The 25,360-nt window shown below is 39.5% G+C and carries 17 protein-coding genes and 3 pseudogenes; 15 read left to right on the top strand and 5 right to left on the bottom strand.

Translation table 11 applies throughout. The features are described from left to right. Positions 1–394: 394 nt before the first annotated feature. From AAFX60_014590 to AAFX60_014555, 8 genes and pseudogenes are all read left to right on the top strand, one after another. Positions 395–1,378: a rhodanese-like domain-containing protein gene (locus AAFX60_014590; protein ID XDF79651.1), complete on the top strand. Its 984-nt coding sequence runs from the start codon at positions 395–397 to the stop codon at positions 1,376–1,378. A 29-nt stretch (positions 1,379–1,407) separates the two neighbouring features. Further along, positions 1,408–3,204, top strand: coding sequence for an FAD-dependent oxidoreductase (locus AAFX60_014585; protein ID XDF79650.1), 1,797 nt, complete (start codon positions 1,408–1,410; stop codon positions 3,202–3,204). After that, complete coding sequence (locus tag AAFX60_014580) at positions 3,201–3,974, top strand: (Fe-S)-binding protein (GenBank protein XDF79649.1); 774 nt, start codon at positions 3,201–3,203, stop codon at positions 3,972–3,974. The genes AAFX60_014585 and AAFX60_014580 overlap by 4 nt, the downstream gene beginning before the upstream one ends. Positions 3,975–3,989: 15 nt before the next feature. Then, the gene (locus tag AAFX60_014575) at positions 3,990–4,667 is read left to right on the top strand and encodes a TVP38/TMEM64 family protein (GenBank protein XDF79648.1); all 678 of its coding nucleotides are present in this window, start codon (positions 3,990–3,992) and stop codon (positions 4,665–4,667) included. A gap of 240 nt (positions 4,668–4,907) precedes the next feature. Then, positions 4,908–6,052, top strand: a pseudogene (locus tag AAFX60_014570) (ABC transporter substrate-binding protein). 17 nt (positions 6,053–6,069) lie between these two features. Further along, positions 6,070–7,731 carry a thiamine ABC transporter permease gene (locus AAFX60_014565; protein ID XDF79647.1) on the top strand — a complete coding sequence of 554 codons (1,662 nt, stop codon included), beginning with the start codon at positions 6,070–6,072 and terminating at the stop codon, positions 7,729–7,731. 13 nt (positions 7,732–7,744) lie between these two features. Then, positions 7,745–8,392: an ATP-binding cassette domain-containing protein gene (locus AAFX60_014560; protein ID XDF79646.1), complete on the top strand. Its 648-nt coding sequence runs from the start codon at positions 7,745–7,747 to the stop codon at positions 8,390–8,392. Continuing rightward, a complete protein-coding gene (locus AAFX60_014555; GenBank protein XDF79645.1) occupies positions 8,385–8,993 on the top strand; it encodes a CDP-alcohol phosphatidyltransferase family protein in 609 nt (202 codons plus the stop codon). Before AAFX60_014560 ends, AAFX60_014555 begins: the two co-directional genes overlap by 8 nt. Positions 8,994–9,071: 78 nt before the next feature. Here the strand turns inward: AAFX60_014555 and AAFX60_014550 are convergent, their stop codons facing one another. Next, entirely contained in the window at positions 9,072–10,442 is a 1,371-nt protein-coding gene (locus AAFX60_014550) for an NCS2 family permease (GenBank protein XDF79644.1), read from the bottom strand. Between the two features lie 484 nt (positions 10,443–10,926). On the opposite strand from AAFX60_014550, the pseudogene AAFX60_014545 reads away from it, so the two are divergent. Together AAFX60_014545 and AAFX60_014540 are read left to right on the top strand one after the other, a co-directional pair. Then, positions 10,927–12,482, top strand: a pseudogene (locus AAFX60_014545) (PAS domain-containing methyl-accepting chemotaxis protein). Between the two features lie 160 nt (positions 12,483–12,642). Next, the gene (locus AAFX60_014540) at positions 12,643–14,490 is read left to right on the top strand and encodes a M3 family metallopeptidase (protein ID XDF79643.1); all 1,848 of its coding nucleotides are present in this window, start codon (positions 12,643–12,645) and stop codon (positions 14,488–14,490) included. 45 nt (positions 14,491–14,535) lie between these two features. On the opposite strand, the gene AAFX60_014535 is transcribed toward AAFX60_014540, so the two are convergent. Further along, positions 14,536–15,525 carry an alpha/beta hydrolase gene (locus tag AAFX60_014535; GenBank protein ID XDF79642.1) on the bottom strand — a complete coding sequence of 330 codons (990 nt, stop codon included), beginning with the start codon at positions 15,523–15,525 and terminating at the stop codon, positions 14,536–14,538. Between the two features lie 122 nt (positions 15,526–15,647). Then, positions 15,648–16,262, bottom strand: coding sequence for a TetR/AcrR family transcriptional regulator (locus tag AAFX60_014530; GenBank protein XDF79641.1), 615 nt, complete (start codon positions 16,260–16,262; stop codon positions 15,648–15,650). A 294-nt stretch (positions 16,263–16,556) separates the two neighbouring features. Here AAFX60_014530 and AAFX60_014525 point away from each other — a divergent pair, with 294 nt between their 5' ends. The 3 genes and pseudogenes from AAFX60_014525 to AAFX60_014515 all read left to right on the top strand — a co-directional run bounded on the left by AAFX60_014525 (position 16,557) and on the right by AAFX60_014515 (position 20,741). Then, positions 16,557–17,564: an MBL fold metallo-hydrolase gene (locus AAFX60_014525; GenBank protein ID XDF80177.1), complete on the top strand. Its 1,008-nt coding sequence runs from the start codon at positions 16,557–16,559 to the stop codon at positions 17,562–17,564. Between the two features lie 162 nt (positions 17,565–17,726). Beyond that, positions 17,727–19,479, top strand: a pseudogene (gene ggt, locus AAFX60_014520) (gamma-glutamyltransferase). Between the two features lie 167 nt (positions 19,480–19,646). Continuing rightward, positions 19,647–20,741 carry an ElyC/SanA/YdcF family protein gene (locus tag AAFX60_014515; protein ID XDF79640.1) on the top strand — a complete coding sequence of 365 codons (1,095 nt, stop codon included), beginning with the start codon at positions 19,647–19,649 and terminating at the stop codon, positions 20,739–20,741. Between the two features lie 78 nt (positions 20,742–20,819). Here the strand turns inward: AAFX60_014515 and AAFX60_014510 are convergent, their stop codons facing one another. Together AAFX60_014510 and dmsD are read right to left on the bottom strand one after the other, a co-directional pair. Further along, positions 20,820–21,377 carry a ferredoxin-type protein NapF gene (locus AAFX60_014510; GenBank protein ID XDF79639.1) on the bottom strand — a complete coding sequence of 186 codons (558 nt, stop codon included), beginning with the start codon at positions 21,375–21,377 and terminating at the stop codon, positions 20,820–20,822. Beyond that, entirely contained in the window at positions 21,377–21,961 is a 585-nt protein-coding gene (gene dmsD, locus AAFX60_014505) for a Tat proofreading chaperone DmsD (GenBank protein ID XDF79638.1), read from the bottom strand. The genes AAFX60_014510 and dmsD overlap by 1 nt, the downstream gene beginning before the upstream one ends. A gap of 335 nt (positions 21,962–22,296) precedes the next feature. Between dmsD and AAFX60_014500 the strand changes: the two genes are divergently transcribed. After that, positions 22,297–24,735 (top strand): DmsA/YnfE/YnfF family dimethyl sulfoxide reductase, encoded by a 2,439-nt coding sequence (locus AAFX60_014500; protein XDF79637.1) that lies wholly within the window; start codon positions 22,297–22,299, stop codon positions 24,733–24,735. 10 nt (positions 24,736–24,745) lie between these two features. Then, positions 24,746–25,360 carry a DMSO/selenate family reductase complex B subunit gene (locus tag AAFX60_014495; GenBank protein ID XDF79636.1) on the top strand — a complete coding sequence of 205 codons (615 nt, stop codon included), beginning with the start codon at positions 24,746–24,748 and terminating at the stop codon, positions 25,358–25,360.

Genomic DNA, 25,360 nt, shown 5'->3' with positions numbered 1-25,360 from the left:
GCAAACCGTAGGACAAATCAGTAAGACAAATAAACAACTGCATAAAAGAAATGAAAGTCGTTTTTGGTAATAGTTATCACTCAATGAAAAGGGCCTTATACATCACATTTAGGAATGCAGTTATCATCGATTTTCACAATAATTTTATTGCTTTAGATCAAGTCCTTAGCATTATTGTGGTTTACCACAATAGTGACAATTTAATGAATAACTCAAAATCTCACTACTACCTTAGAGGTAAGTGGGATAACACCCTTTTGTGTCACTTCTAACACCAAATTAAAATAAAAAAGTTAGCGGCCACTTCCTCCAGTTTTAGGTTCAAAAATTCAATCTGTTTTGTTTATACCGATGAACAAAACATAAAAACTTTAAACTTACTGGAAAATACACAATGAAAAAATCAACAATTGCCATCGGCGTTTTAGCCGCTGCGGTCGCAATAGGGTACCCAACTTACAAATCCATGTTTTCAGCTCCCGCTTTTGAGATCAGTAAACAACACCTAACTGAAAAATTCTCTCATTACGCTCATCCTGAGCACTTTATCGCAGCTCAAGATCTAAAAGAGATGATGGATAACGGTGATAATGTTGTGGTTATTGGTGCATTAAATCCAATGAAACCTGACGCTCCTATCGAAGGCTCTTTTACCATGTGGCGTGATGGTTACTCGGCAAAAGAAGGCACTTATGAGTTCGATGGCATGAGTAACACAACCGAAGAGATGGAAAAAATTCTAAGCTCTTATGGTGCAACACCTGAATCAACTATCGTTGTTTATGCAGCAACATCACACCACGATGCTGCTCGTCTATTTTGGCAAATTGAAGCACTAGGCCACAGCGATATTCGCTACCTAGATGGCGGCTTAAACGCTTGGGTTGGTGCTGATTTACCAACAGGCAATGCAAATCCATCGGTTGCTCAAAGTGATTATCAAGCATCACAACCTGCACATAAACACACTGCTCTTGCTACGTTAGATATGGTGATTGAAGCTCAAAACAATGATGAGTGGGTAATCATTGATACGCGTGGTAACGACGAATTTAATGGCACAACAACAGTTGGTGGCGCATTTGGACCAGGAACGATTCCAAAAAGCGTACACATTAACTGGACTAAAGCAGTAAACGAAGACACCACACTGAAATCAGCGGAAGAATTACAAGCGCTATACGGCGACATTATTAAAGGCAAAAAAGTCATTGCCTACTGTCAATCAGGCGTTCGCTCTGCACATACAACCATGATTCTACAAAACGTACTTGGTGCAGAAGAAGTTTACAACTATGACGGCTCATGGATTGAGTACAGCCACGCTCACTATGAAGAAAAACAGCCGAACGTTACCGTTATCAACGGCCAAATCTAATTCAATCTTAAATTGGAATCATAATAAAAATGAGCAATGTAATTTTTAGTCAAAAACTCTACGATACCGCCCAAATGGTCGTAGATGGCTGCATGGGTGATGCCGACCCAGCATGTCAAACTGCATGTCCAATGCACACGGATGTGAAACAATATGTACGCTTAGCGGGTGAAGGTAACTACCAAGAAGCCTTAGATCTGATCCGCGGCAAACTTTTCTTACCTCAAACTCTTGGCCGTATTTGTGCTCATCCATGTGAAGCAGCATGTCGTCGTAATACTGAGTATAACCAACCAATCAGTGTTGCAGGGATCAAACGCTTTGTTGCCGAAAAAATGGATAAACAAAGCAATTGGGATCTCACCGTTGCCAATGACAGCGGTAAAAAAATCGCTATCGTTGGCGCAGGCCCTGCTGGTGCACAAGCAGCGATTGAGCTTCGCCGTAGCGGTCACCAAGTGACGATCTATGAAAAGCTGAATGTTTACGGTGGCATGATGCGTGTGGGTATTCCTGAATACCGTTTACCGCGTGATGTTATCGATTTTGAATACGGCTATTTAGACATGTTAGGCATTGAAACGAAATTCGGAGTAGAGATAGGTAAAGACATCTCTTTCAATGAACTTCGTCTTTCTCATGACGCTATTGTTTTAGCTCACGGTGCTCATGTTGGTTCAATCATTCCGCTTCCAGGTCACAAAGCACAAGGCGTATTCTCTGCGGTTGAGTATCTAAAAGAAGTATCAGAAACTCGTGATTTCCCTCGTGCAGGTAAGCGAATCATAGTCATTGGCGGCGGAGACGTTGCTATGGACTGTGCTCGTTCATCATGGCGCATCGGTGCAGATGAAGTACACCAATGTTCATTAGAAGAAATGGCGAAACTGCCTGCAAGCCAAATTGAAATTGATGAATCTCTAGAAGAAGGCGTGTTATTTAATGCTGGCTGGGGACCGATTTCAATTGAAGAAACAGACGGAAAAGTAACTGGAATCGTACTTAAAAAAGTCATTTCTATTTTTGATGAAAATGGCAACTTTTCACCAAGTTACTCGGATGAAACCTGTACGATCGCTGTAGATACCGTTATTTTCGCAACAGGACAAGTAGTAGCAGACATTACTGATGGTGCTCTTGAACAAACTCGTGGCGGCCGTTACGTGGTTGATAAAGATACCCTAGCGTCTTCCGTTGACGGTGTTTACGTTGCTGGTGATGCCTGTGGCGGTAACATTGTTGTTGAGGCAATGGCACTAGGTCATAAAGCGGCACTGAGTATTGAGCGTCAATTCGCTAAGCGTCCTCTTACTGAAAATCGTGATTTTGAGAAAGAGTACAACTACCCTTCTCGTCTTGATATTCCGCTTCCAAAAGGCACGACCGATACACCTCGCCTACATGGTCAATTACGTGATGCTGAAGAACGTAAGCAAGATTTTAAACAAGTTGATCTTGGTTTTTCAGAAGAACAAATCAAGCAAGAAGCGTCTCGCTGTCTGCAATGTACTTGTAAATTGTGCATGAATGAATGTGTGATGATGAATGACTTTGGCGATTGCCCTAAAACCTTGTTTAGTGATTTCATTAATAACAAAACCATGGATCCCCTACTGGCTTATTCATGTAATGCCTGTGACCAATGTACGATTGTTTGTCCTAAAGACTACCCAATGAAAGAAATGTTCTTAAGTGCTCGTGTGGATTTTGTTAATGCCAATGGCGGTAACTCTCCAATTCCGGGACACAAAGCAATCAATATGCACCAGAAGCTTGGCTTCTCTAAATTCTTCACTATGGCTAAACGTACGGTGGCTTCAAAATGAGTAATAAAGTATTTATGCCAGGATGCAGTCTGCCATCCTACTCGCCAGAAGGCGTTGCAAGCATCGCAAAATATCTAAAAGAAGTGTACCCAGATATGGGGGCAGTACAAAAGTGTTGTGGTAAACCAACATCAGCTATCGGTCAAACGGAGCTATTTAAAGAGCGTTACGGTCAACTGCAAGCGGATTTCGATAAGCTTGATGCACAAGAAGTGATCGTGGCTTGTCAAAGTTGTTATGCGGTCATTAAAAAATCAGGCGGTAATCAAAAACCGGTATCACTATGGAAACTGCTACCTCAAATTGGCCTTCCTGCTGAGTTAATTGGTAAAGCGAAAAACAGCGATGTGGTATTCACCATTCATGACTCTTGTTCTACACGTTATGAAAGTGAGCTTCAAGCAGGTATTCGCTGGATCTTAACTGAGCTTGGTTATCAAATTGCAGAACCTGAATACACCAAAGAGAACACACGTTGTTGTGGCTTTGGTGGCATGGTGGTTCCTGCAAACCCTGATGTAGCTAAACGTGTTATTCAACGTCGTGTTGAAGAGTTTAAAACAGGCCACGTTGTTGTGTACTGCTCTGCATGTCGTGCCTCTATGATGGGCGTTGGCACTAAAGCATGGCATATCCTTGATTTAATGTTTGGTCCAGTCGTAATGAATGGTGACGAACCACCAGTCAACGTATTGGCAAGCCCAGTGAAATCATGGTTCAACCGCTATAAAGCAAAATCAGGCCTAATCAAGTGTATGTCTGTTGACTAATTAAAGGGACTTAAAATGAAATTCGTAAAAATTGCTCTTATCATTGCTGTTATTGCATTGGTATTGTTTGCAGCTAAACAAACAGGCGTACTTGAAATCATTACTGATATTAAGAGCCTTCAAGAATGGATCGCGGGCTTTGGAGCTTGGGGTTATATCGTATTTGTCGCAGCATTCGTGTTTGCTTGTGTATTTTTATTACCAGGCAGCGCCTTCACAATTGTAGCTGGCATCGTATTTGGTCCTATCAAAGGTGGTGTTTTAGCACTATTTTCAGCGACATTAGGTGCAGTTGTGGCATTTATCGTTGCACGTTTCTTACTTCGCAATACCATCATGAAAAAGTTTGGTGATAACCCAATCTTTAAAAAAATCGATGACGGTGTAGCAAAGAACGGAACAAGCTTCTTAATCCTAACTCGCTTAGTGCCTGTATTCCCATTTAGTTTACAAAACTATGCCTACGGTTTAACGGGTTTAAACCTAAGCACTTACGCTCTAGTTTCTTTAATTACCATGGCTCCTGGTGCATTCATTTTTGCTTACATGGCTGGTGATATTGCGACAAACGGCGTATCTGCAATGTTATTAGTTAAATTTGCGGTTGCGGGTCTGATCCTATTTGGCATGTCTCTAATTCCAAAATACATTGCGAAGAAGAAAGGCATCAATATGGAAGAGTTAGCAAAATAATAAAGCGATAACCTTAGAACATTGGTATCCAACGTATTGCTAAACGTTATTAAAAAGGATGGTAATTGTTTGAAACTATTATTAATACCAGAGGTATAATAGTTAAGAACACATTACTGTCCTTTTGTTGTTACTGCCAATACAACAAAAAACTCTTACCGCCATCACACTTTTTATAATAAATAAGAGTAATAAACAGTACGCTTGCTATAACCAATAAAATACTCAACGGATGACTTTATGAATAAGCAACTTACCACCATCGGGATCATGGCTTCACTTTTTGCAACCACCTCTTTTGCCACCGATTGGACACAAATTGAAAAAGAAGCTCAAGGACAAACGGTTTATTTTCATGCTTGGGGCGGTAGCCAAGAAATTAACCATTATCTTCAATGGGCAAATAAAGAACTGCAATCAAAATACCAAGTGACTTTAAAACACGTAAAAGTCAGTGATATTTCTGAGACTATTCCACGTCTTATTGCTGAAAAAGCAGCAGATAAAAACACGAACGGTAGTGTCGATATGGTTTGGATTAACGGTGAAAACTTCAAATCCATGAAAGACAATCAATTGTTATTTGGCCCATTTACTGAAAATCTACCAAGCTGGAAATACGTCGATAAAATGTTACCTATTGATGTGGATTTTTCAGAACCAACAGATGGTTTAGAAGCACCTTGGGGGTGGGTCAACTGGTGTTTATTCATGACTCTGAGAACCTAACAAACCCACCACATTCATTTGCTGAAATGCTAAGTTATGCTCAGAAAAAACCAAACAGCTTAAGTTATCCTCGCCCACCAGAGTTTCATGGGACGAGCGTCTTAAAATCTATGTTAATTGAGCTAACAAACAATAATCCTGCGCTGCAAAAACCCGTTTCTGAATCGGATTTTAATGCCGTAACCGCACCACTGTGGGATTACCTCGAAAAATTCCATAAAGTGGCTTGGCGTGGCGGTAAGCAGTTCCCTGCTGGTACATCGGAAACGATTCAACTACTTGATGATGGACAGCTTGATTTAGCCGTTACTTTCAATCCAAACGCTGTATATTCTGCACAAGCCAATGGTAACTTAGCCAATACGACTAAAGCTTATGCCATGGATTCTGGTGCGCTCTCTAACATTCACTTTTTAGCTATTCCATGGAATGCAAAAGCAAGTGCGGGTGCACAAGTTGCCATTAATTTCTTATTAAGCCCAGAAGCACAATCTCGTAAAGGGGATTTGAATGTCTGGGGTGATCCCTCTGTATTAAGTAGCAAATACCTAACGGGTAGCGCAAAGAATACGCAACAATTTAAATCTGTTTCTGAACCGCACCCAAGTTGGCAAGCGGCTATCGAAAAAGAATGGTTAAAACGCTTCGGTAGTTAAGTTTAAGTAAAATTAGTATGTTACGAGCTCTATATCTTATTATTATTGCAGTCTGTATTCTGCCTACACTTCCCGGGTTACTGGGAGTTGCAGTGTCTGCTCTGGGCTATATTCCACCTCTTGGTATGCATCACTTTTCCTTAGATGGTTTTGCATTGGTTTTTTCTTGGGAGGGAGTATGGCGCTCTATCGGGCTCACAATATATTCAGCCATAACCAGCAGCTATTTAGCGTGTTTGATCACCTTTGCTGTTTTACAAGCCACATGGGGAAGTAGATTTTGGCGAAAAGTAGAATTATCACTATCGCCTTTATTAGCTACACCCCATGTAGCCTTTGCAATTGGTTTTGCTTTTTTATTTGCACCAACAGGAATGGGAGTTCGCGCTCTTCACGGTCTATTTGGTTACGATGCCTCACCTCAAGACATTAATGACCTCGCATTCTTAATCAAAGACCCGCATGCGCTTGGTTTAATTGTGATGCTGGCATTAAAAGAAGTGCCGTTCTTATTGCTAATGAGCATCTCAATTCTTACCCAACTTAAAATTGATCAAATAGAGAAGGTCAGTGCCTCTTTAGGTTATAGCAAAGCACAAATGTGGTGGAAATGCGTGTTTCCACAATGGTTAGCAAAACTACGCTTCCCAATGCTTGCTGTCATTGCATATAGCTTATCCGTTGTTGATGTCGCCTTAATTATTGGGCCAACCAACCCACCGACTTTTGCGGTTTTAGTTTGGCAGTGGTTTACAGAGCCCGATCTAAATTTACTGCCTCGTGCAGCGGCCGGAGCTGTTGTACTTTTTGCTATTGCTTCTCTATTAATCGCTTTTGCTCGCTTGGTGGAATGGACAATAACAAAAGGCATTAAATGCTGGCAATACTCAGGTCGTAGCGGTATTTCTCTTCCTGGCAAATCCCTTTTCTTACTCATCATCTCGCTCACGGTATTAATGGTGCCACTAATGATTATCTGGAGTTTTGCACAACGTTGGCGATTCCCAGATTTATTACCTAGTCGTTATAGTGAACGATTTTGGCAATTAGAATGGGACAGCATTTTGAGCACCATAAATCAGAGTCTTTCCATTGCCATCATTACCGCTTCTATTGCGTTAGTGCTTGCGGTGTTAGCTCATGAATACCGCATTAAATACAAATGGCAAGTTCCGGGATATATCATTGCAATTCCAATGCTTATCCCTCAACTTTCTATATTATTTGGCTTGCAAGTAGTTACGCTTTATTTAAGCAGTGATTCCTATTTTTTCTGGGTATGTTGGGCGCATGTTTTCTTTGCTTTCCCATTTGTTTATTTATCACTTGATGGTCCTTGGAAAAGCTTTGATACCGGTCTTACTCGTGTTGCTTTGAGCCTAGGAAAATCACCGCTACAAGCTTGGTGGAAAGTAAAAATGCCTATTTTATTGCCTGCTATTGTTTTTGCATGGGCGGTTGGGATCAGCGTGAGCTTAGCGCAATATCTTCCGACATTAATGCTCGGTGCCGGCAGAATTAGCACAATTACAACTGAAGCGGTTGCGCTTTCAAGCGGTTTTGATCGTAGAGTGACTGCGATATACGCAATTTGGCAGGCTTTACTACCGTTATTTTTCTTTACCTTTGCGATTATGATCAGCCGTTTGCCGATAAAATGTCGCCGTATTTCTATTTAAGGTTAATTACCGAATGTGTCTTTATCTTGAAAACCTCGCTATTCATAAAACCGGTGGCGAAGCTCTATTTACCTCTCTAAATATGAGAGTAAAAAAAGGAGAAATCCTAACCTTAATGGGGCCTAGTGGCTGTGGAAAATCCACCTTATTAGATGTGATTGCAGGGCACCTTTCTGATGAGTTTTCTTATTCTGGAAACCTAACTTTAGACAGTGCTGATTTAACCAAGCTTCCTGCACATAAACGTAAAGTCGGGATCTTATTTCAAGACGATTTGTTATTTCCTCACCTCACCGTTTGGGAAAACTTAGCGTTTGCACTACCTAATGCAATCAAAGGCAATGATCGTAAAACACAAGCAATGCAAGCATTAGAGCATATCTCGCTAACCAAGCTTGCCAACTCTTTTCCTGCTCAGATTTCTGGTGGCCAACGAGCGCGCATCAGTTTAACTCGTATGCTACTTGCAAAACCCAAAGTGGCCCTTCTGGATGAACCATTTAGTAAATTAGATAAAGACCTTCGTATTCAATTTAGAGATTGGGTGGTTGAACAGCTAAAAGAAGCCAATGTTCCGGCTTTAATGGTGACACACGATAAAGAAGATGTTCCACAAGGAAGTCGAGTACTTACTTGGCCTTGGGAGGTAACTCATGCTTGATAGTTTCAGTATTAAAGTGATTCGTTGGCCTTTAGCGCAAAGTGCCAAGCTCATTAATAAACTGGGAATTACAGCCAACCAAACGACGCTATTTGGTTTTGTTTTAGGCTGCTTAGCCTTCCCTGCTCTTATTGCAGAGCAATATTTATTGGCTCTAGTATTTATTGTCTTGAATCGCATTTGTGATGGATTAGATGGGGCATTAGCTCGAATACAAGGCATAACTGATGCGGGAGGTTTTCTTGATATCAGTTTGGATTTTCTGTTTTATTCTCTGATCCCTTTTGGGTTTGTCCTCGCTAATCCTGATCAAAATGCCATTGCGGGTGCGTTTTTAATTTTCTCATTTGTTGGGACAGGAAGCAGCTTTTTGGCTTTTGCTATTATGGCAAGTAAACAAGGAATTGATAATCCAGTTTATAAACACAAATCCCTTTATTACATGAGTGGCTTAACCGAAGGAACAGAAACCATTGCGTGTTTTATCGCATTTTGTCTGTTTCCAACCCATTTTGCCATTATCGCCTATGTGTTTGGTGCCGCTTGTTGGTTTACCACCTTTACTCGCATTTACTCTGGGTTCCATACTTTAAAACCGTAAATTTAATCAACTCCACGCATAAAAAAACGGATGGTTTATGCCATCCGTTTTTAATTTTGAACAATCTATTATGGCAACTTAAATAGCCCAACCACCAACATAGAAAATAATCAATGCAACCGTGATAGAGACAATACCAACATTCAGCTTCTTAATCTCGCCAGCAAAAACACGGCCAACAACAAGTGTAGTAAAGCCGATCATGATACCTGTTACGATGTTTGCAGAAAGAATAATGAATACTGCACACACAAGGCCAGATAATGCATCAACTGAATCTTCAAAATCCAGTTTAGATACATTACTTAGCATTAATAAACCAACGTACATAAGTGCAGGAGCAGTTGCATAAGTAGGTACTAAGTAACTTACTGGTGATAAGAAGATCATCACTAAGAACAACACCCCAACAACCGTTGCTGTAAGACCTGTTTTCCCACCAGCAGCAGTACCTGCCGCCGATTCAATGTAAACAGCAGCCGGAGCACCACCAACAAAGCCAGCAACCATTGAGCTTGCAGAATCCGCAGTTAATGCTTTACCGCCATCAATGATTTTACCGTCTTTATCTAGTAAGTTTGCTTGACCTGCTAACGCACGGATAGTACCCGTCGCATCGAACACTGCCGTCATAACTAAAGCAACAACAACAGGAAGAATCGCAGGTGTTAAAGCCCCCATGATATCCATAGAACCAATCAATGAACTACCGTCAGCGGTTTCTAGACTCGGCAAAGCAAAGAACCCATTGTAAGTTACGCTTGGATCAAAAATTAAACCGATGATTGAGATAGCAACAATCACTAATAAAATACCACCAGGAACACGTTTCTTTTCTAAACCAAAGATAGCCGCAAGACCAAGTACTGACATGATCACAGAAAACGAAGTAATGTCACCTAGCATAATAGGCAGACCCGCATGTGCATTTTTTACGATAAGCCCCGTGCCATCTGCAGCAATTAGCAGTAAGAAGAGACCGATACCAATGCCAGTACCATGAGCAATACCTGACGGTAAGTTATTTAAAATCCACTGACGAATGCCCGTTACCGTAATAAGCGTAAACAAAGCACCCATAATAAATACAGCACCAAGCGCAACAGGAATACTTACGCCTTGACCTAATACTAAACTGAACGCAGTAAACGCAGTTAATGAGATAGCACAACCAATTGCCATTGGTAAGTTAACCCATAACCCCATTAACAGTGAGCCAAATGCAGCAACTAAACAGGTAGCAACAAATACTGCACCAGTATCAAAGCCTGCCGCTCCTAACATGCTTGGTACAACAATAACCGAATAAACCATCGCTAAAAAAGTAGTTAAACCCGCAATCATTTCTGTTCGAACTGAACTACCACGTTGTGAAATTTTAAAAAAACCATCTAATTTCTTTTCAAAATTTGATGTTGTTTCAGCTTGCTGTGCATTGTCCTGAGACATGGAACTATCCTTACTAAATACTAAAGTGCGTTAAAGTTGCAGTCATAATTTGCGCGCATTTTCACACAAACTGAGCAAAATATAAATAAGCAATCGTTACCGTAATGAGATTTCAATAGGTTACAGTGAATAAAAGCCTAATGAGAAATGAAGTGATTTATTGATTTTTAAAAGAAAAATATCAACTTATACACTCGCATATTATTTTAATAATTATTGATTTTCCCTTGTCAAAAATATGACCCACCTGATTCACCCAGCTTTTTATTTAACAAAAAAATAAAACTTGCATTAAACAAGGCCACTAAAGCATTACACAGCAGCAATGAATCAGATTTGATTTCACAACATAAATAATAAATCGGACAAGGTTATAGAAAGCATCAAGAAAAAATAGGCACAAAACCTCAATAAAAATACAGTATGGTGTAATATTTGCTTACATTTAGCTGCTGAATTTATCGAGACAAAAAGAGACAAACACATGAAGACAGATACGTCTAACAATAAAGAAGTTCTATTTCCCAAAGAATATAACTTGTTATCAATCACCTCCCCATCAAGTCATATTACCTACGCAAGTAACAATTTTTGTGAAGTAGCTGGATTTACGTTAGATGAACTGAATTCACAACCCCATAATATCGTTCGCCATCCAGATATGCCGAGTGAAGCATTTAAAGATATGTGGTCTCACCTAAAAAACAAAAAATCATGGATGGGATTAGTTAAAAATAAATGTAAAGACGGAAATTACTATTGGGTTGACGCCTTCGCATCTCCTATCCTTCAAAATGGTGAAATAAAAGAGTATCAATCTGTTAGATTAAGTCCTTCTCGAGAGCATATTGCTAACGCTGAAAAAGTATATGCGTCATTAAAATCAGGTAAGAAACCATTAAAACTAACATTGCCAAGAACTCGTTTATGGCAACGCTTTGCTTTAACATTAATACCTAGTTTTATTGTCGCGGCTCTGATTTCACATCAATGGCCCCTTTATTTGGTTTAAGCCTCTTGAGTACACTTTCGCTATTGAGTGTCTATTCATTAACTCGTCGTTTAGAGCAATTATCAACTAAAGCAAAAGCGGTCTTTGATAATCCACTAATGGAATTAATTTACACGAATCATGTGGATGATATTTCAGAAATAGAACTTGCGTTAAAAATGCGTCAATCTGAAATTAATGCCATTATTGGACGTATTCAAGACTCTAACGAGCAGATTGAAACACTAGCAAAATCATCAACTTCTAACTGCCTAGATACCGTTAATAACCTGAACGAACAAACTCAAGAAACCAATCAAGTTGCTAATGCTATCCAAGAAATGTCAGCTTCCGTTAACGATATTGCGGCAAATGTTCTAAGTACAGCTCAAGCAACAGAAGAAGCATATCAAGTCACTTCAGAGGGAATGGCAACAGTCACAGAGACCGTAAACTCAATCCAAATGCTTTCAACACAATTAACCAATGCCTCCAATATTATTGCAACACTGGAAGCTCGTGGTAACGAAATTGGTTCTGTGTTAACCGTGATACAAGCGATTGCAGAACAAACAAATCTATTAGCATTAAATGCGGCAATCGAAGCTGCACGAGCCGGAGAACAAGGCAGAGGATTTGCCGTTGTTGCTGATGAAGTCAGAGCATTAGCTCAGCGAAGTCAAGATTCAGCAAAAGAAATTCAAGATATGATCAAACAGATACAACAAAGTACACAAGATGCAGTTGAAGCAATGGAACAAGGTAAATCACTATCTGGTGTATGCGTAGATTCAGCAAATAAATCAGGCCATACGTTACAAGAATCCTTTGAGCAAGTTAGTGCAATTGCTGAAAAAAACACTCAAATATCCGTTGCGATTGAGCAAATTGTCAAAGTATCCGAAGACATGAATACAAACATTCAATCAATTAATAATGTCTGTGAACATACACACAACATTGCAAATGAAACGATGAAAGAGTGCAGCACTCTCTCAGAAACAATTGATTCTCAAGGAGCTCTGGTCGCTCAATTCCGAAACGTATAAATATCCAATAAAGACAAAGCCCAATGTGATTCATCTTAGGGCTTTCGTCTTTAAATCTGCGTCTTTTTAACTACAAATTGAGCTTTTTATTTATCCGACTTTCTCCTTACTCAATTTATGCCATAATCACAGTTCACAAGTCTGCATTAAAGGGAAGAAAATGACTGCTACCGCTTATCTTAATGACTTAAATCAACGTTATTTATCTATTCATCGCACCAAAGAAAACTTCTTCTGGGATACTTACATGGGGCTGAGTGATGATCATAACGGCTCAACAGAAGCTGAAACCGCTTGGACGCAATTCTTAAGTGACGCCACACAAATTCCAGCCATAAAGCAACAAATCAAACAAGCTCAATCTATTACAAATACAGAGGAAAAAGAGCAAACTCTGATTGGATTACAAGGCTGGTTAGCTACATTTGAATCACACGCTATTGAGTCTGAAACCGCACAGAAACTAAAATCAGAACTGATAAAATTTGAAGCTGGTTTGTTTGAGAAAAAACAAAACCACACCATGACTTATGTGAATGAAGCGGGTGATACCGTTGAAGGATCTCTTCCTGTTCTTGCATCGGTTGTTCGTACCAGCTCTAATGAAGCGACACGTCGCTCTGCTCACCAAGCCTTTCTCGATTTAGAACAATGGCTACTACAAAATGGCTTTATTGAACTGATCAAACTTCGTAACCAATTTGCTCGCTCTCAAGGATTTGAGACTTTCTTTGATTATTCAGTAACGAAAAAAGAGAAAATGAGTGCTGATGAGTTATTTACCATTTTGGATGACTTTGAAAAGCGTACTCATGAATGTCATCAACGAAGTTTAAACCAACTAGCTGCAGATAAAGGGAAAGATGCACTACTTGCACATAACTTCGTTTTCTCATTTGCTGGCGATGCTATGCGAGATTTAGATCCATATGTACCTTTCTCTAAATCGTTACGCCGTTGGGTTGAATCATTTGGTCGCTTGAACATTGAATTTTCAGGCGCAGAGTTAACATTGGATTTATTAGATCGTAAAGGTAAATATCCAAATGGATTCTGCCATGGTCCAATTCCTTCGTTCTACGATCAAAACCAATGGATTGCAGCAAAAGTTAACTTCACAAGTAACGCTAAACCAGATCAAATTGGTAGTGGTTATGATGGTATGAATACCTTATTCCACGAAGGTGGTCATGCCGCTCACTTCTCAAATGTAAAAATGAACGCACCATGTTTTTCTCAAGAGTTTGCTCCAACATCAATGGCATACGCTGAAACTCAATCGATGTTTTGTGACAGCTTATTAACCGATGCAGACTGGTTAAAACAATACGCATTAGATGATAATGGTACTCCTGTTCCTGATGAGATTATTAAGGCTATCATTGATTCCAAACAACCGTTTAAAGCATACCAAGAGCGCAGCATTTTGGTGGTGCCTTACTTTGAGCGTGCGTTATATCGATTAAGCGACGAAGAACTCACACCAGAAAACATCACTGCATTAGCTCGTGCTTCAGAGAAAAAAATCTTAGGACTAGCATGTAGCTCTCGCCCATTAATGGCAATACCACATTTAGTATCAGATGAAGCGGCTTGTGCTTATCATGGCTATTTACTTGCGCACATGGCGGTATATCAAACTCGCGCTTATTTCACTGAGAAGTTTGGCTACTTAACCGATAACCCTGAGATCGGCCCATTACTTGCAAAACATTATTGGAATGCGGGTAATAGTGTTAGTCACAATGACTCTATCATTGCATTGACAGGGGAAGGGTTTAACGCGAAATACTTAGCTGACGAGTGTAACTTATCTGCACAAGATGCATGGAAAGTAGAGCAAGATAAAATCGCAGAGTTAAACTCTCGAACTCAAGCAGACGTTGCACCTCTACATGCCAACATCACGATTATTGATGGGCCAACAACATTAGCAAGTAATGCTGAGTCTAACCAAAAAATGTGTGATGATTTTGAAGCTTATATTAAAAAGACGTACGGTAGGTAGATAACCATCATCATTTAAATCAACCAGCCTCCACCGGCTGGTTTTTTATAGATTTGATTCTTGTGGCGTTGAATAAAGAAGTTGAAGTAAACGAGCCTGTTCTTGTTGATTGATATCCGATTTATCCACCAATACTTCTTTCTGTTTTAATATATTAATTAGAGCTGTTGGTACTGACTCTCCATTTCCAACAATCTCAACATGACCTGCTTTTACGATTACTAAATCCGTGTTCACACCATCATCAACTTGATTATTTGATTGTTCATTAACACTGAAAACGTAATCGTCCTCAATGCATTCTCCTTTGTCATTTTCCTTACGACACGAATTTCGCTCATCGGTTTTGATCACCAAATGCTGAGAGACTGATGCGACAAGATCACCTGGTTGCTCGATAAAATCAGCATTCGGCGGTATTTGTTGGTATTTTTCTCCCGTCACGGCATAACAAATCAAATCGACAATACCTAATGAGAGAATACGTAAAGGCGTTATTCCACAATGTGATGAAATTTCAATACCATTAAAGGGAGATGAAACCGTTGTTAATTGCACTTTCTTAGCCGTGACCGTTTGTTGATCTTCTCTTTCTGAAGTTAATGCACGTCGGGCAACCAACCCTCCTTGACTATGGCCAATAACATGTAGGTCTTGATTCGGATTTTGAGTTGATAGCTGATTTAAAGCCGCTACAAGCTCACCTGATGTGTCTTCTAGACTTTTTCTATCATCATATTCAAAACAAATGGCTTGTTGGTCGTATAGTCCATAAACATCGGCTAAGATCTCAAAGCGTCCAGCAGACGAAAAACAACCATGAACAATAATTGTTAAGGGTTCATCTGGGTTTAAGTGAATTGAGTCGTTACCTTCGTTATTACAATGTTTTAGACCAGCAATTTGTAATGTTTGTTTTGTATGAGCAATCTCAGAAGTACCTACATTCTGCTTGATGTCTGAAGATGATGCACATCCTTGCATACCTAAAAACACACTCATAACGGCATATAAAAAAAAATCCTTTTGTTTCATTAAGCCCACCTACTCATTGAATATACACACAATGATAGAGTATTTTTTAGCCTATTATTACTGTAACTGGTGGATCTTTTTGGTATGTATTTGAGCCTTGTGACGTTTATCGTATTTCTTTTTTATCTTTTTAAATAACGACTCAAAAACATATCAGCCGTTTCAGTAACCAGTTGTTCTTTCTCTTCCGAAGATAAAACAGCCCTCATTCCCACTAATTGAGGCCAAAAAGCACTGCCTTTTAATAAGCTATGTAATTGAACTCCCGCTTTATGCTTATCTTCAATAGTCAGCTTTTTTGTGTCCATCATTAACTGTAACCAACGAGATAACGCCGTCTCTTGCTCTGCCATTTTTTCAACCTGAAGTTGCAATTCATCAGGTTTATAAAAGAAATGACCAAAGGCCACTTTCGCTAAGTCTAGATACGATTGAGCACCAATAACGTTCAACTCAGCGAGCAGCAATCGCTCTAGTTGGTCTTGAATACTCACATTTTCAGAAAACTGAATATCAATATCTGCCATCGAGTTTTGCCATAAATCAGACAATAACTCCATAACTAAGGCTTCTTTAGATGAGAAGTGATTATAAACCGTGCGTTTTGATACTTGAGCTAAAGATGCCAGTTTATCCATGCTAGTATTTTGCACACCATCATCTTGATATGCCTTTTTCGCTGCCGCAAGAATCGCTTCACGCTTTAATTCACTTCTGTTTTTTTTCTTTTCAATCATAAAGATACCTTAAATATAGAACATGATAACGATTAAAAACTGTCACCACTGCGATTCATTTTACACTAACTAGTTTACTTTTCACTTTTAAAATGTAAACTAGTCGGTGTAGTTTACTTTATAAGAGGACTGAATCCTCGTAAGGAAAACGACGAAATAAGGAAAATTAGCTACTCTAATACCAATCACAGTAAGAAAGTGTTTAGAAATGACGAGTGGTTAAAAGGGATAAATATGAAAAAAGAACGTACTTTGATTATCAATAAAAAGATCGCTTTAATAGGAGTTACCGTCATGGCTTTCACTTTTTCTTATTTCCAACAAGGTGAGAAGGATTCCCAAGCTCGTTTTAAAAACAGCGAGATGGAATACACGACCAGTGCAAGTAATATTTGGGATATCGCTAAAGCATACATTTCAACCACAAGAGTTGAGGCGACACCCAAAAATACAGTACCTGTTCAAGCCATTTCTATTGATGATTTAATGCAAGAAAAAGAAGCCGTTCTATATCGCCTTGGGCACTCCTCTGTTTTGATCAAACTTGACGGTCAACTTATCTTAACTGATCCTGTTTTTAGTGATCGCGCTTCACCTGTTCAATGGGCGGGACCAAAACGTTTTCATGCTGCGCCTATCTCGATTTCTGATCTCCCAACAATTCAAGTGGTTGCTATTAGCCATGACCATTATGATCATCTCGATAAGCATGCAGTAAAACAGTTAAACGATAAAGTAGAGCACTTTGTCGTTCCTCTTCGTGTTGGGAAATTACTCAAAAAATGGGGTGTAGAAGAAAATAAGATCACCGAGTTTGATTGGTGGCAATCTCATACGGTTAGTCATATTGAATTCTCTTTTGCACCAACCCAACATTTCTCTGGTCGTGGTTTAACAGATAAAAACAGCACGCTATGGGGAAGTTGGGCTATCAAAGGCAAACAAGCCAACCTTTTCTTTAGTGGCGACTCTGGTTATTTTTCTGGATTTAAAGAGATCGGCGATAAATACGGACCATTTGACTTAACGATGATTGAAACTGGCGCATATAATGAATTGTGGTCAGATATTCATATGTTCCCATCACAAAGTGTACAAGCGCATGTAGATGTTAAAGGACAAACTATGATGCCAATTCATAATAGTACGTTTGATTTAGCCCTGCACGATTGGCAAGATCCTCTAGAACAGGTATCTGCTATTAGTGCCGAAAAAAAAGTACGTTTAGTCACCCCAATTATTGGGGAGAAAATCATGATCACAGACCCAAAAGTAACATCTCATTGGTGGCGTGAAATGTAACTTAACTTCATAAAGCACAATATTGAGAGTGAATGACTCACTCTCAATTCGTTTAAAATGTGAGCATCAACCAAGAACCATAATAAGCTATTCGACACTCTTCTTGTCCTCTGTCAGTCTTTTTATCTAACCCAATCTTCTTTGTTAGACTAAGGAGCTTCTATGCAATGGAAAGCGTCAACACTCACCTTATTAATCTCTACCTCTATCGTAAGTCCCGCATCATTCTCAGCTCAAAGCACGGACAATATTGCTCCAGAAGCCTCAACAGGGTTAACCAAACAGAACCTAGTTAAAGGCAAAGAATGGATGATTGCTTCTGCAAATCCTTATGCTAGTGAAGCAGGAGCAGAAATGCTACGCAAAGGCGGTAATGCCATTGATGCGATGGTGGCAACCCAATTAGTTCTTGGCTTAGTTGAGCCTCAATCTTCAGGCATCGGTGGCGGCGCATTCCTTGTTTACTGGGATGTAAAAAAACAAGATCTAACGACTTTTGATGGAAGAGAAACTGCCCCACTAGCAGTTACGCCTCAACTCTTTCAAGATCAAAAAGGAGAGCCTCTTAAGTTTTATGACGCTGTTGTAGGAGGACGATCGGTTGGTACTCCTGGCACAATAAAACTAATGTGGGATACCCACCAAAAGCTTGGGAAATTAGATTGGAAAACCTTATTTAAACCAGCAATAAAGTTGGCAACGGAAGGCTTTATAGTTAGTCCTCGTTTAGCTAAGTTGGTTGATAATGACCAAGAATTTCTACAGCGTTCTCCAGTAACAAAAGCCTATTTCTTTAATCAAGATGGTTCCCCAATTAAAGCAGGACAACAACTTAAAAACCTTCAATATGCCAATACATTAGAAGCGATTTCAGAGCAAGGAGCAAAGGCGTTCTATCAAGGAGAAATCGCAGAAGATATTGTAAATACAGTAAGAAATGAAACCTCTAACCCTGGGTGCTTAATTTAATTGATTTTACAGCTTATCAAGTGAAAGAGCGTGAGCCAGTCTGTGCACCTTATCGTCAATATGCGATCTGTGGAATGGGACCGCCAAGTTCCGGCGCATTAACCCTTGGGCAAATCATGGGAATACTCAGCCATTACCCAATCTCAAACATGGGTAAGGATAACGTACAAAGCTGGAGATTGCTCGGTGATGCTTCTCGGTTAGCTTTTGCAGATAGAGGTAAGTACATAGCTGACAGTGATTATGTACCAATGCCAACTCAAGGCTTATTAGACAAAAACTATTTGGAACAACGAGCCCAATTATTACAAGGTGAAAATGCGTTAGTTGAGACCACAGCAGGTTCACCTCCGTGGTCACATGCCAATAATTACGCTTTAGACGAAGCGATTGAATTACCTTCTACGAGTCATTTTTCTATTGTCGATAATGAGCGTAATGTCGTTTCAATCACCACCACAATAGAAAATGGTTTTGGTTCTCGCTTAATGGTCAGAGGATTCTTATTAAATAATGAGTTAACCGATTTCTCCTTTAGAAGCCACGTTAATGGCATACCAATCGCCAACCGTATTGAACCGGGAAAACGCCCGAGATCCTCCATGGCACCGACGATTGTGATGAAAGACAATAAACCTTATATAGCAATTGGCTCTCCGGTGGCAGCCAAATTATAGGGTATGTAGCTAAAACCTTGGTTGCTCATCTTGATTGGGGCTTAAATTTACAACAAGCGATTGACTTACCTAATATGAATAATCGATTTGGGGCATTTGAAATAGAGAAAGATACGCCAGCCGAAGCGTGGATTCCTAAATTAGAAAAGCTAGGATTTAAAGTTCAAGTTAAAGAACTAAACTCTGGCCTTCAAGCGATTAAACTGCAAGAAAACTCACTTATTGGTGCAGCGGATCCCCGTCGTGAAGGTAAGGTTATTACAAAATAAAACAGATAAAGTAGGGTTATCATGCCCTACTTATTTTCTTGTGTGACATTAGTTCACACTATTAGGATTCACTTCAATCCAATAAAACCAAATACGATTGCGCTCACAATACTCTTTATTTTCAAGTAATAGGATTAAACTACGTTTACCCTTTGGAATAAAAAATAATGAAACGCACCCTACTTACACTTTCTCTTGCTGTTATTTTCTCTGGCTCACTATACTCAACAAACGTTGATGCTGCTTTAGATACCGTTCAACCACAAGTTGACTATACAGAGATGACCTCTCAACGTCAGGTTGTGGATCAGCTTTTAAATGATGCTTATCAGGTATTTAAGAACCCTTCACGTATTTCACATGCAGGGTTTACGGCAAAGATGCCAAGCAACATGGAGATGATAACTAATCGTCTTCTTGAAGCTTACCAACTTGAACCTTACCGTGTTGACCTACTTTTTTCTGCTGCTAATGCTCAGATCTATAACAGCAATGTTGATCGCGCAATCGAACTCTTTACTCAAATTTTAAGCGTGGCTCCAGATGATGTAGATGCACATTCTTATCTTGTGATCTGGCAGAACTTCAAAGGGAATAAAAGCGAAGTTACACGTCACTTAACGGCATTAGAGCAGCTTAATAAAGGCCGTGTTGCAGATCTGAAGAAGATAATGTCAACCATTGACCGAATCGTTGAAACACCATTAAGTAATACCATCAAAAAACAAGGTAAAGGCAAAAATGCCATTATTACTTTGGGCTATGCTCTGAACCCAGATGGCAGCATGAACCCAATCTTGATTGATCGCTTAAACGCAACATTGGATATGGCGAAGAAAAACCCTAACTCATACATTGTTGTAACGGGAGGCGTTCCTAAAAACCACAAAACCGAAGGCAAACTGATGGCTGATTGGTTAGTGAAAAACGGCATTGATGCATCACGTATCATTGAAGATAATTACGCAAGAAGCACTGTTGAAAATGCCTTATACAGTAGCTATGCATTAGCTCGACATAATATCGATCATGCAACTATCATCAGCTCTGCAAGTCACGTTCGTCGTGGACAAGCATTATTTGAAGTTGCAAGTTGGCAAACCGGCCCTAAAGGGATCACGTTTGATACTTACTCTGCCAATGATCGCCCACTTGAAGAGTTAAAAGTACCTACAGATAAAGAACTATTAGGTATCTACCGAGATGCATTACGCGTTTATGGTATGTGGAGTTACCGCTCTTATCCATTAGAGCAGCGTTAATACGCCAGTTATTTTCTCGCATAATAATAAAAAAGGTGACATTCAATTGTCACCTTTTTTAATGCATTTAAATACATACTAGCTTGGAACGACAAAAGTCATTTGCACTGCACCAATAAAACACGCAGAACGACATAAGCCACAACCATTGCATAAAGATGCGTCCACCTGTGGCAACTTTCTAGGTTCGATAATTATCGCTTTCTGCGGGCAAGCATCAGCACACACTTCACACCCTCCAGAAAGTTTATTATTACAACTTGAAATAAACTCAGGTTGTAAATTGATAATACCTAGATCTTTACCTAAAGCGCCTGAATCACATACCAACTGGCACTCTCCACAAAAAGTACAGTGATTATAATCAAGATTCAATTGAGGACGGGCATCCACTATCTCTATTACATGTTGAGGGCATGCAGTAGTGCACTGTTCGCAATCTTGGCAAAGCTCTCTAAATAGCCCCTCTTCAATAGCATAAGGAGATCTTGCTACTGTCGGTTTAATTGTATTTTGAGATGACTCTTTTAATGATTTATTTGCACCAGACAATAGTCCACGAAATAAACCACGTCGGCTTACGGTTTTATGCTCCAAATAAGAACGATAATAGTTTTCATCTCTTTTATCTTTCATTAAAAATACAACTTATATTCGTGCGGTGTAATATTAAGTTCTTTTTGTAATGCAGCTAACCAACCAGAAGTAATATCCGATAATGTTTTATATACATCTGTTTTGCTGTGTTTTTTAACTAACTCTAAATAATGATATGACCAAGGCAATAAATGCTCTGAAAGTAACTCTGAAATAACACTTTCATCTTTTTCTTGATCAATCATCATAGCCATTGCTAATAAAGAAAGACCAAATTGATCTTCTGGCTCCCTCATTCCTGTGTTTAACTCAATATTATGGTTAAGTAAAAACTGGCGGAAACGTAAAGTTGAATCACCAAATATAACTTGTTCTCTATCTAGGTATACTGAACCCCAAGGTGGTGCAGGCATAACATCACACCCTTCAAACAAACGCTGAAAATCATCAGCAACAAGTTCATTATCTGTCGCTTCATACGCTCGGATAAAATTTGAAAACTCAGTATCATCCAAATCTTCACTTTGCTTAATATAATTTATGTATTGAGTATTATTATCATTATTTAGTGGGTAATAAAAAAGACTACCAAATAATTTTGCCGCAGCACTTATGTTTTCCATTAATATTCTTATATAAAAATTTAACCATTGATTTAAATCTTACTATAAGTGTTAAGGTTTTTTTTGTTCTCGCTCAACTAAATTCACTATTAATATATTCAATATTTAGCAAAGTTATTCTTCCTATGAAACAACATTCCCAAAATCGATACATTTAAGCTTATTAATAGTCATATTTATAACTCAGTCTCTTTTGCTTGATCAAAAACAATGTTTATTTATATATAAAAATTAAATTATGTGAATAACTACCCATTGAGAGGTAGTAATCGTAATGATAATAATTTCCATCGGAACATATCAATTCCAAGATATAACTTAGAGAATGTCGATACATGAAATTAAAACAATTGCTAACCCCAAAAATAAGCCGCCGCAGTTTTGTAAAAGGCGGGTCTATATTGGGTGGAATCACAGCTATTACTAGTGGTATAGCGCTTCCTTTTGCTTCTCGCTCTGCTTCTGCTGCACCACAACCTGCAACGACTGAAGATAAAGTCGTTTGGAGTGCATGTACCGTTAACTGTGGCAGCCGCTGCCCATTACGTATGCATGTGTCTAATGGTGAAATTAAGTGGGTCGAAACCGACAATACTGGTGATGATGAATATGGAAATCACCAAGTAAGAGCTTGTTTACGTGGTCGTTCAATGCGTCGACGTGTTTATAATCCTGACCGTTTAAAATACCCAATGAAGCGCATTGGTGCTCGTGGTGAAGGTAAATTTAAGCGTATTAGCTGGGATGAAGCTTTTACTGAAATTGCAGACAACATTAACCGTATTAAAAAAGAATATGGTAACGAAGCGATTTACCTAAACTACGGAACAGGTACTCTAGGTGGTACTGTTACTAAATCTTGGCCTCCAGGCGGCAGTTTGATTGCTCGCTTAATGAATTTAAACGGCGGCTATCTCAACCACTATGGTGATTACTCAACGGCACAAATTGCAGAAGGTTTAAACCATACTTACGGTGGTTTTGCTGCTAATAACTCACCATCAGATTTAGAAAATACCAAATTAATCGTTCAATTTGGTAATAACCCTGCTGAAACTCGCATGTCTGGTGGCGGTGTTATCCATCATTTCATGGAAGGTAAAGCGAAATCTAATGCTCGCATGATCGTTATCGACCCGCGTTATACTGATACCGCTGGTGGCCGTGAAGATCAGTGGATCCCTATTCGTCCAGGAACCGATACAGCTTTCATTGCTGCGATGGCTCACGTCATGATCAAAGAAGACTTAGTTGATCAAGCCTTCCTTGATAAATATTGTGTTGGTTACGATGAAAAAACACTTCCAGCATCAGCGCCTGCAAATAGTGATTATAAGTCTTATATTTTAGGTCTTGGTGGTGATAATACTGAAAAGACACCAAAATGGGCGTCAACGATTACTGGTATTCCTGAAGACATTATCATTAAAACCGCTCGTGAAATCGGTTCAACAAAACCGTGTGCCATTATCCAAGGCTGGGGCTTACAACGTACTGCTAATGGTGAAATTGCTTCTCGTGCAATCTCTATGCTAGCACTTCTAACGGGGAATGTTGGTATTAACGGTGGTGGTACTGGTGCTCGTGAAGGTAGCTCTAGCATTCCATTTGTTCGCTTCCCAACGCTTAGTAACCCAGTAGAAGCCTCTATTCCGATGTTCTTATGGACAGATGCAATCGTTCGTGGCCCTGAAATGACAGCAACGAAAGATGGTATCCGAGGAAAAGAAAAACTGGATGTGCCAATCAAGTTCATTTGGAACTACGCTGGTAACTGTATTATTAACCAACATGCTGATATCAACCGTACGCATACTATCTTACAAGATGACAGCGCCTGTGAAATGATCGTGGTTATTGATAACCACATGACATCATCTGCAAAATACGCGGATATCGTTCTACCTGATCTAACCACCTCTGAGCAATCTGATTTCTGTATGGAGGCGTCTGCAGGTAACATGCCTTACTTTATCTTTGCTTCTCAAGCGATCAAACCTCAATTTGAAGCTAGAAGTATTTATGATATTTGTACCGGCCTTGCTGATAAATTAGGTGTGAAAGAAGCATTTACTGAAGGTCGAGACCAAGAAGGTTGGCTACGTCACCTCTACCAATTAACACGAGCTCAAGATCCAAGCTTGCCTGAATTTGATGCTATGCGTGAACAAGGTATTTATAAGCGTAAAGTTGACGAACATTTCGTTGCTTATAAAGAGTTCCGTAAAGATCCTGAAGCCAACCCGCTTAAAACACCAACAGGAAAAATCGAAATTTATTCTGAAAAACTGGCTGAATTAGCAAGTACGTGGACACTAAAAGAAGACGAAGTTATTCACCCTCTTCCAATTTATGTACCTAACTTTGAAGGCTATGAAGAATCAAAAACGGGTAATTACCCACTTCAATTAACCGGATTCCACTATAAAGCTCGAGCTCACTCAACCTATGGAAATGTAAGCATCCTGAAAGATGCAGCACCTCAAGAGATGTGGATTAACCCAATGGATGCTCAGCAACGTGGCATTAACAATGGTGATTTAATCCGTATCTTTAATGACCGTGGTGAAGTTCATATCGCGGCAAAAGTGACCCCTCGTATGATGCCGGGCGTAGTTGCTCTTGGCGAAGGTGGTTGGTATGCCCCTGATGGTCAAAGAATTGATCACGGCGGTTGTATTAACGTACTAACAACTCAACGTCCAAGTCCGTTAGCAAAAGGTAATCCGCAACATACGAACTTAGTAGATGTGCAACTGGTTAAGAAGGCATAAGGGTTAAATAATGAAACAATACGGTTTTTATATTGATTCAAGTAAGTGTACTGGTTGTAAAACATGCCAACTTTCTTGTAAAGATAACAAAGACTTGGATGTCGGTGTTAATTTTCGTCGTATATATGAATATGCTGGTGGTGATTGGCTAAAAGAAGGCGAAATTTATCGCCAAAGTGTGTACTCATACTACCTATCTATTGCGTGTAACCATTGTGATGAACCTGCTTGTACTAAAGTATGTCCATCAGGTGCAATGCATAAACGAGAAGATGGATTCGTTGTTGTCGACGAGGAAGTTTGTATCGGTTGTAAATATTGTACGATGGCCTGCCCATATGGTGCACCTCAGTACAATGAAGAAAAAGGTCATATGACAAAATGTGATGGTTGCTATGAACGTGTTGGCCAAGGCTTAGAGCCGATTTGTGTCGGTTCTTGCCCATTAAGAGCTCTTGAATTTGGTCCAATTGCAGAGTTACGTGAAAAATACGGAACAAATGCAGATGTCGCTCCTTTGCCTTCATCATTAATCACAAAACCAAACATTGTGATTAAACCAAACCGTAATGCTCGTCCAACAGATGATCAAACGGGTCATCTAGCAAATCCTAAGGAGGTATAA

Origin of the sequence: Aliivibrio fischeri, assembly GCA_038993745.2 — a bacterium.
Classification (GTDB): domain Bacteria; phylum Pseudomonadota; class Gammaproteobacteria; order Enterobacterales; family Vibrionaceae; genus Aliivibrio; species Aliivibrio fischeri_B.
The sequence above is the reverse complement of the archived record's forward strand: the minus strand, read 5'-3'. Positions and strand labels throughout refer to the sequence as shown.

Coding starts and splice junctions, on each gene's coding strand:
- AAFX60_014525 (XDF80177.1), top strand. CDS start 16,557: ATGGCTTTCACTTTTTCTTATTTCCAACAAGGTGAGAAGGATTCCCAA.
- dmsD (XDF79638.1), bottom strand. CDS start 21,961: ATGGAAAACATAAGTGCTGCGGCAAAATTATTTGGTAGTCTTTTTTAT.
- AAFX60_014535 (XDF79642.1), bottom strand. CDS start 15,525: ATGAAACAAAAGGATTTTTTTTTATATGCCGTTATGAGTGTGTTTTTA.
- AAFX60_014565 (XDF79647.1), top strand. CDS start 6,070: ATGTTACGAGCTCTATATCTTATTATTATTGCAGTCTGTATTCTGCCT.
- AAFX60_014540 (XDF79643.1), top strand. CDS start 12,643: ATGACTGCTACCGCTTATCTTAATGACTTAAATCAACGTTATTTATCT.
- AAFX60_014575 (XDF79648.1), top strand. CDS start 3,990: ATGAAATTCGTAAAAATTGCTCTTATCATTGCTGTTATTGCATTGGTA.
- AAFX60_014500 (XDF79637.1), top strand. CDS start 22,297: ATGAAATTAAAACAATTGCTAACCCCAAAAATAAGCCGCCGCAGTTTT.
- AAFX60_014510 (XDF79639.1), bottom strand. CDS start 21,377: ATGAAAGATAAAAGAGATGAAAACTATTATCGTTCTTATTTGGAGCAT.
- AAFX60_014580 (XDF79649.1), top strand. CDS start 3,201: ATGAGTAATAAAGTATTTATGCCAGGATGCAGTCTGCCATCCTACTCG.
- AAFX60_014530 (XDF79641.1), bottom strand. CDS start 16,262: ATGATTGAAAAGAAAAAAAACAGAAGTGAATTAAAGCGTGAAGCGATT.
- AAFX60_014550 (XDF79644.1), bottom strand. CDS start 10,442: ATGTCTCAGGACAATGCACAGCAAGCTGAAACAACATCAAATTTTGAA.
- AAFX60_014515 (XDF79640.1), top strand. CDS start 19,647: ATGAAACGCACCCTACTTACACTTTCTCTTGCTGTTATTTTCTCTGGC.
- AAFX60_014560 (XDF79646.1), top strand. CDS start 7,745: ATGTGTCTTTATCTTGAAAACCTCGCTATTCATAAAACCGGTGGCGAA.
- AAFX60_014590 (XDF79651.1), top strand. CDS start 395: ATGAAAAAATCAACAATTGCCATCGGCGTTTTAGCCGCTGCGGTCGCA.
- AAFX60_014555 (XDF79645.1), top strand. CDS start 8,385: ATGCTTGATAGTTTCAGTATTAAAGTGATTCGTTGGCCTTTAGCGCAA.
- AAFX60_014585 (XDF79650.1), top strand. CDS start 1,408: ATGAGCAATGTAATTTTTAGTCAAAAACTCTACGATACCGCCCAAATG.
- AAFX60_014495 (XDF79636.1), top strand. CDS start 24,746: ATGAAACAATACGGTTTTTATATTGATTCAAGTAAGTGTACTGGTTGT.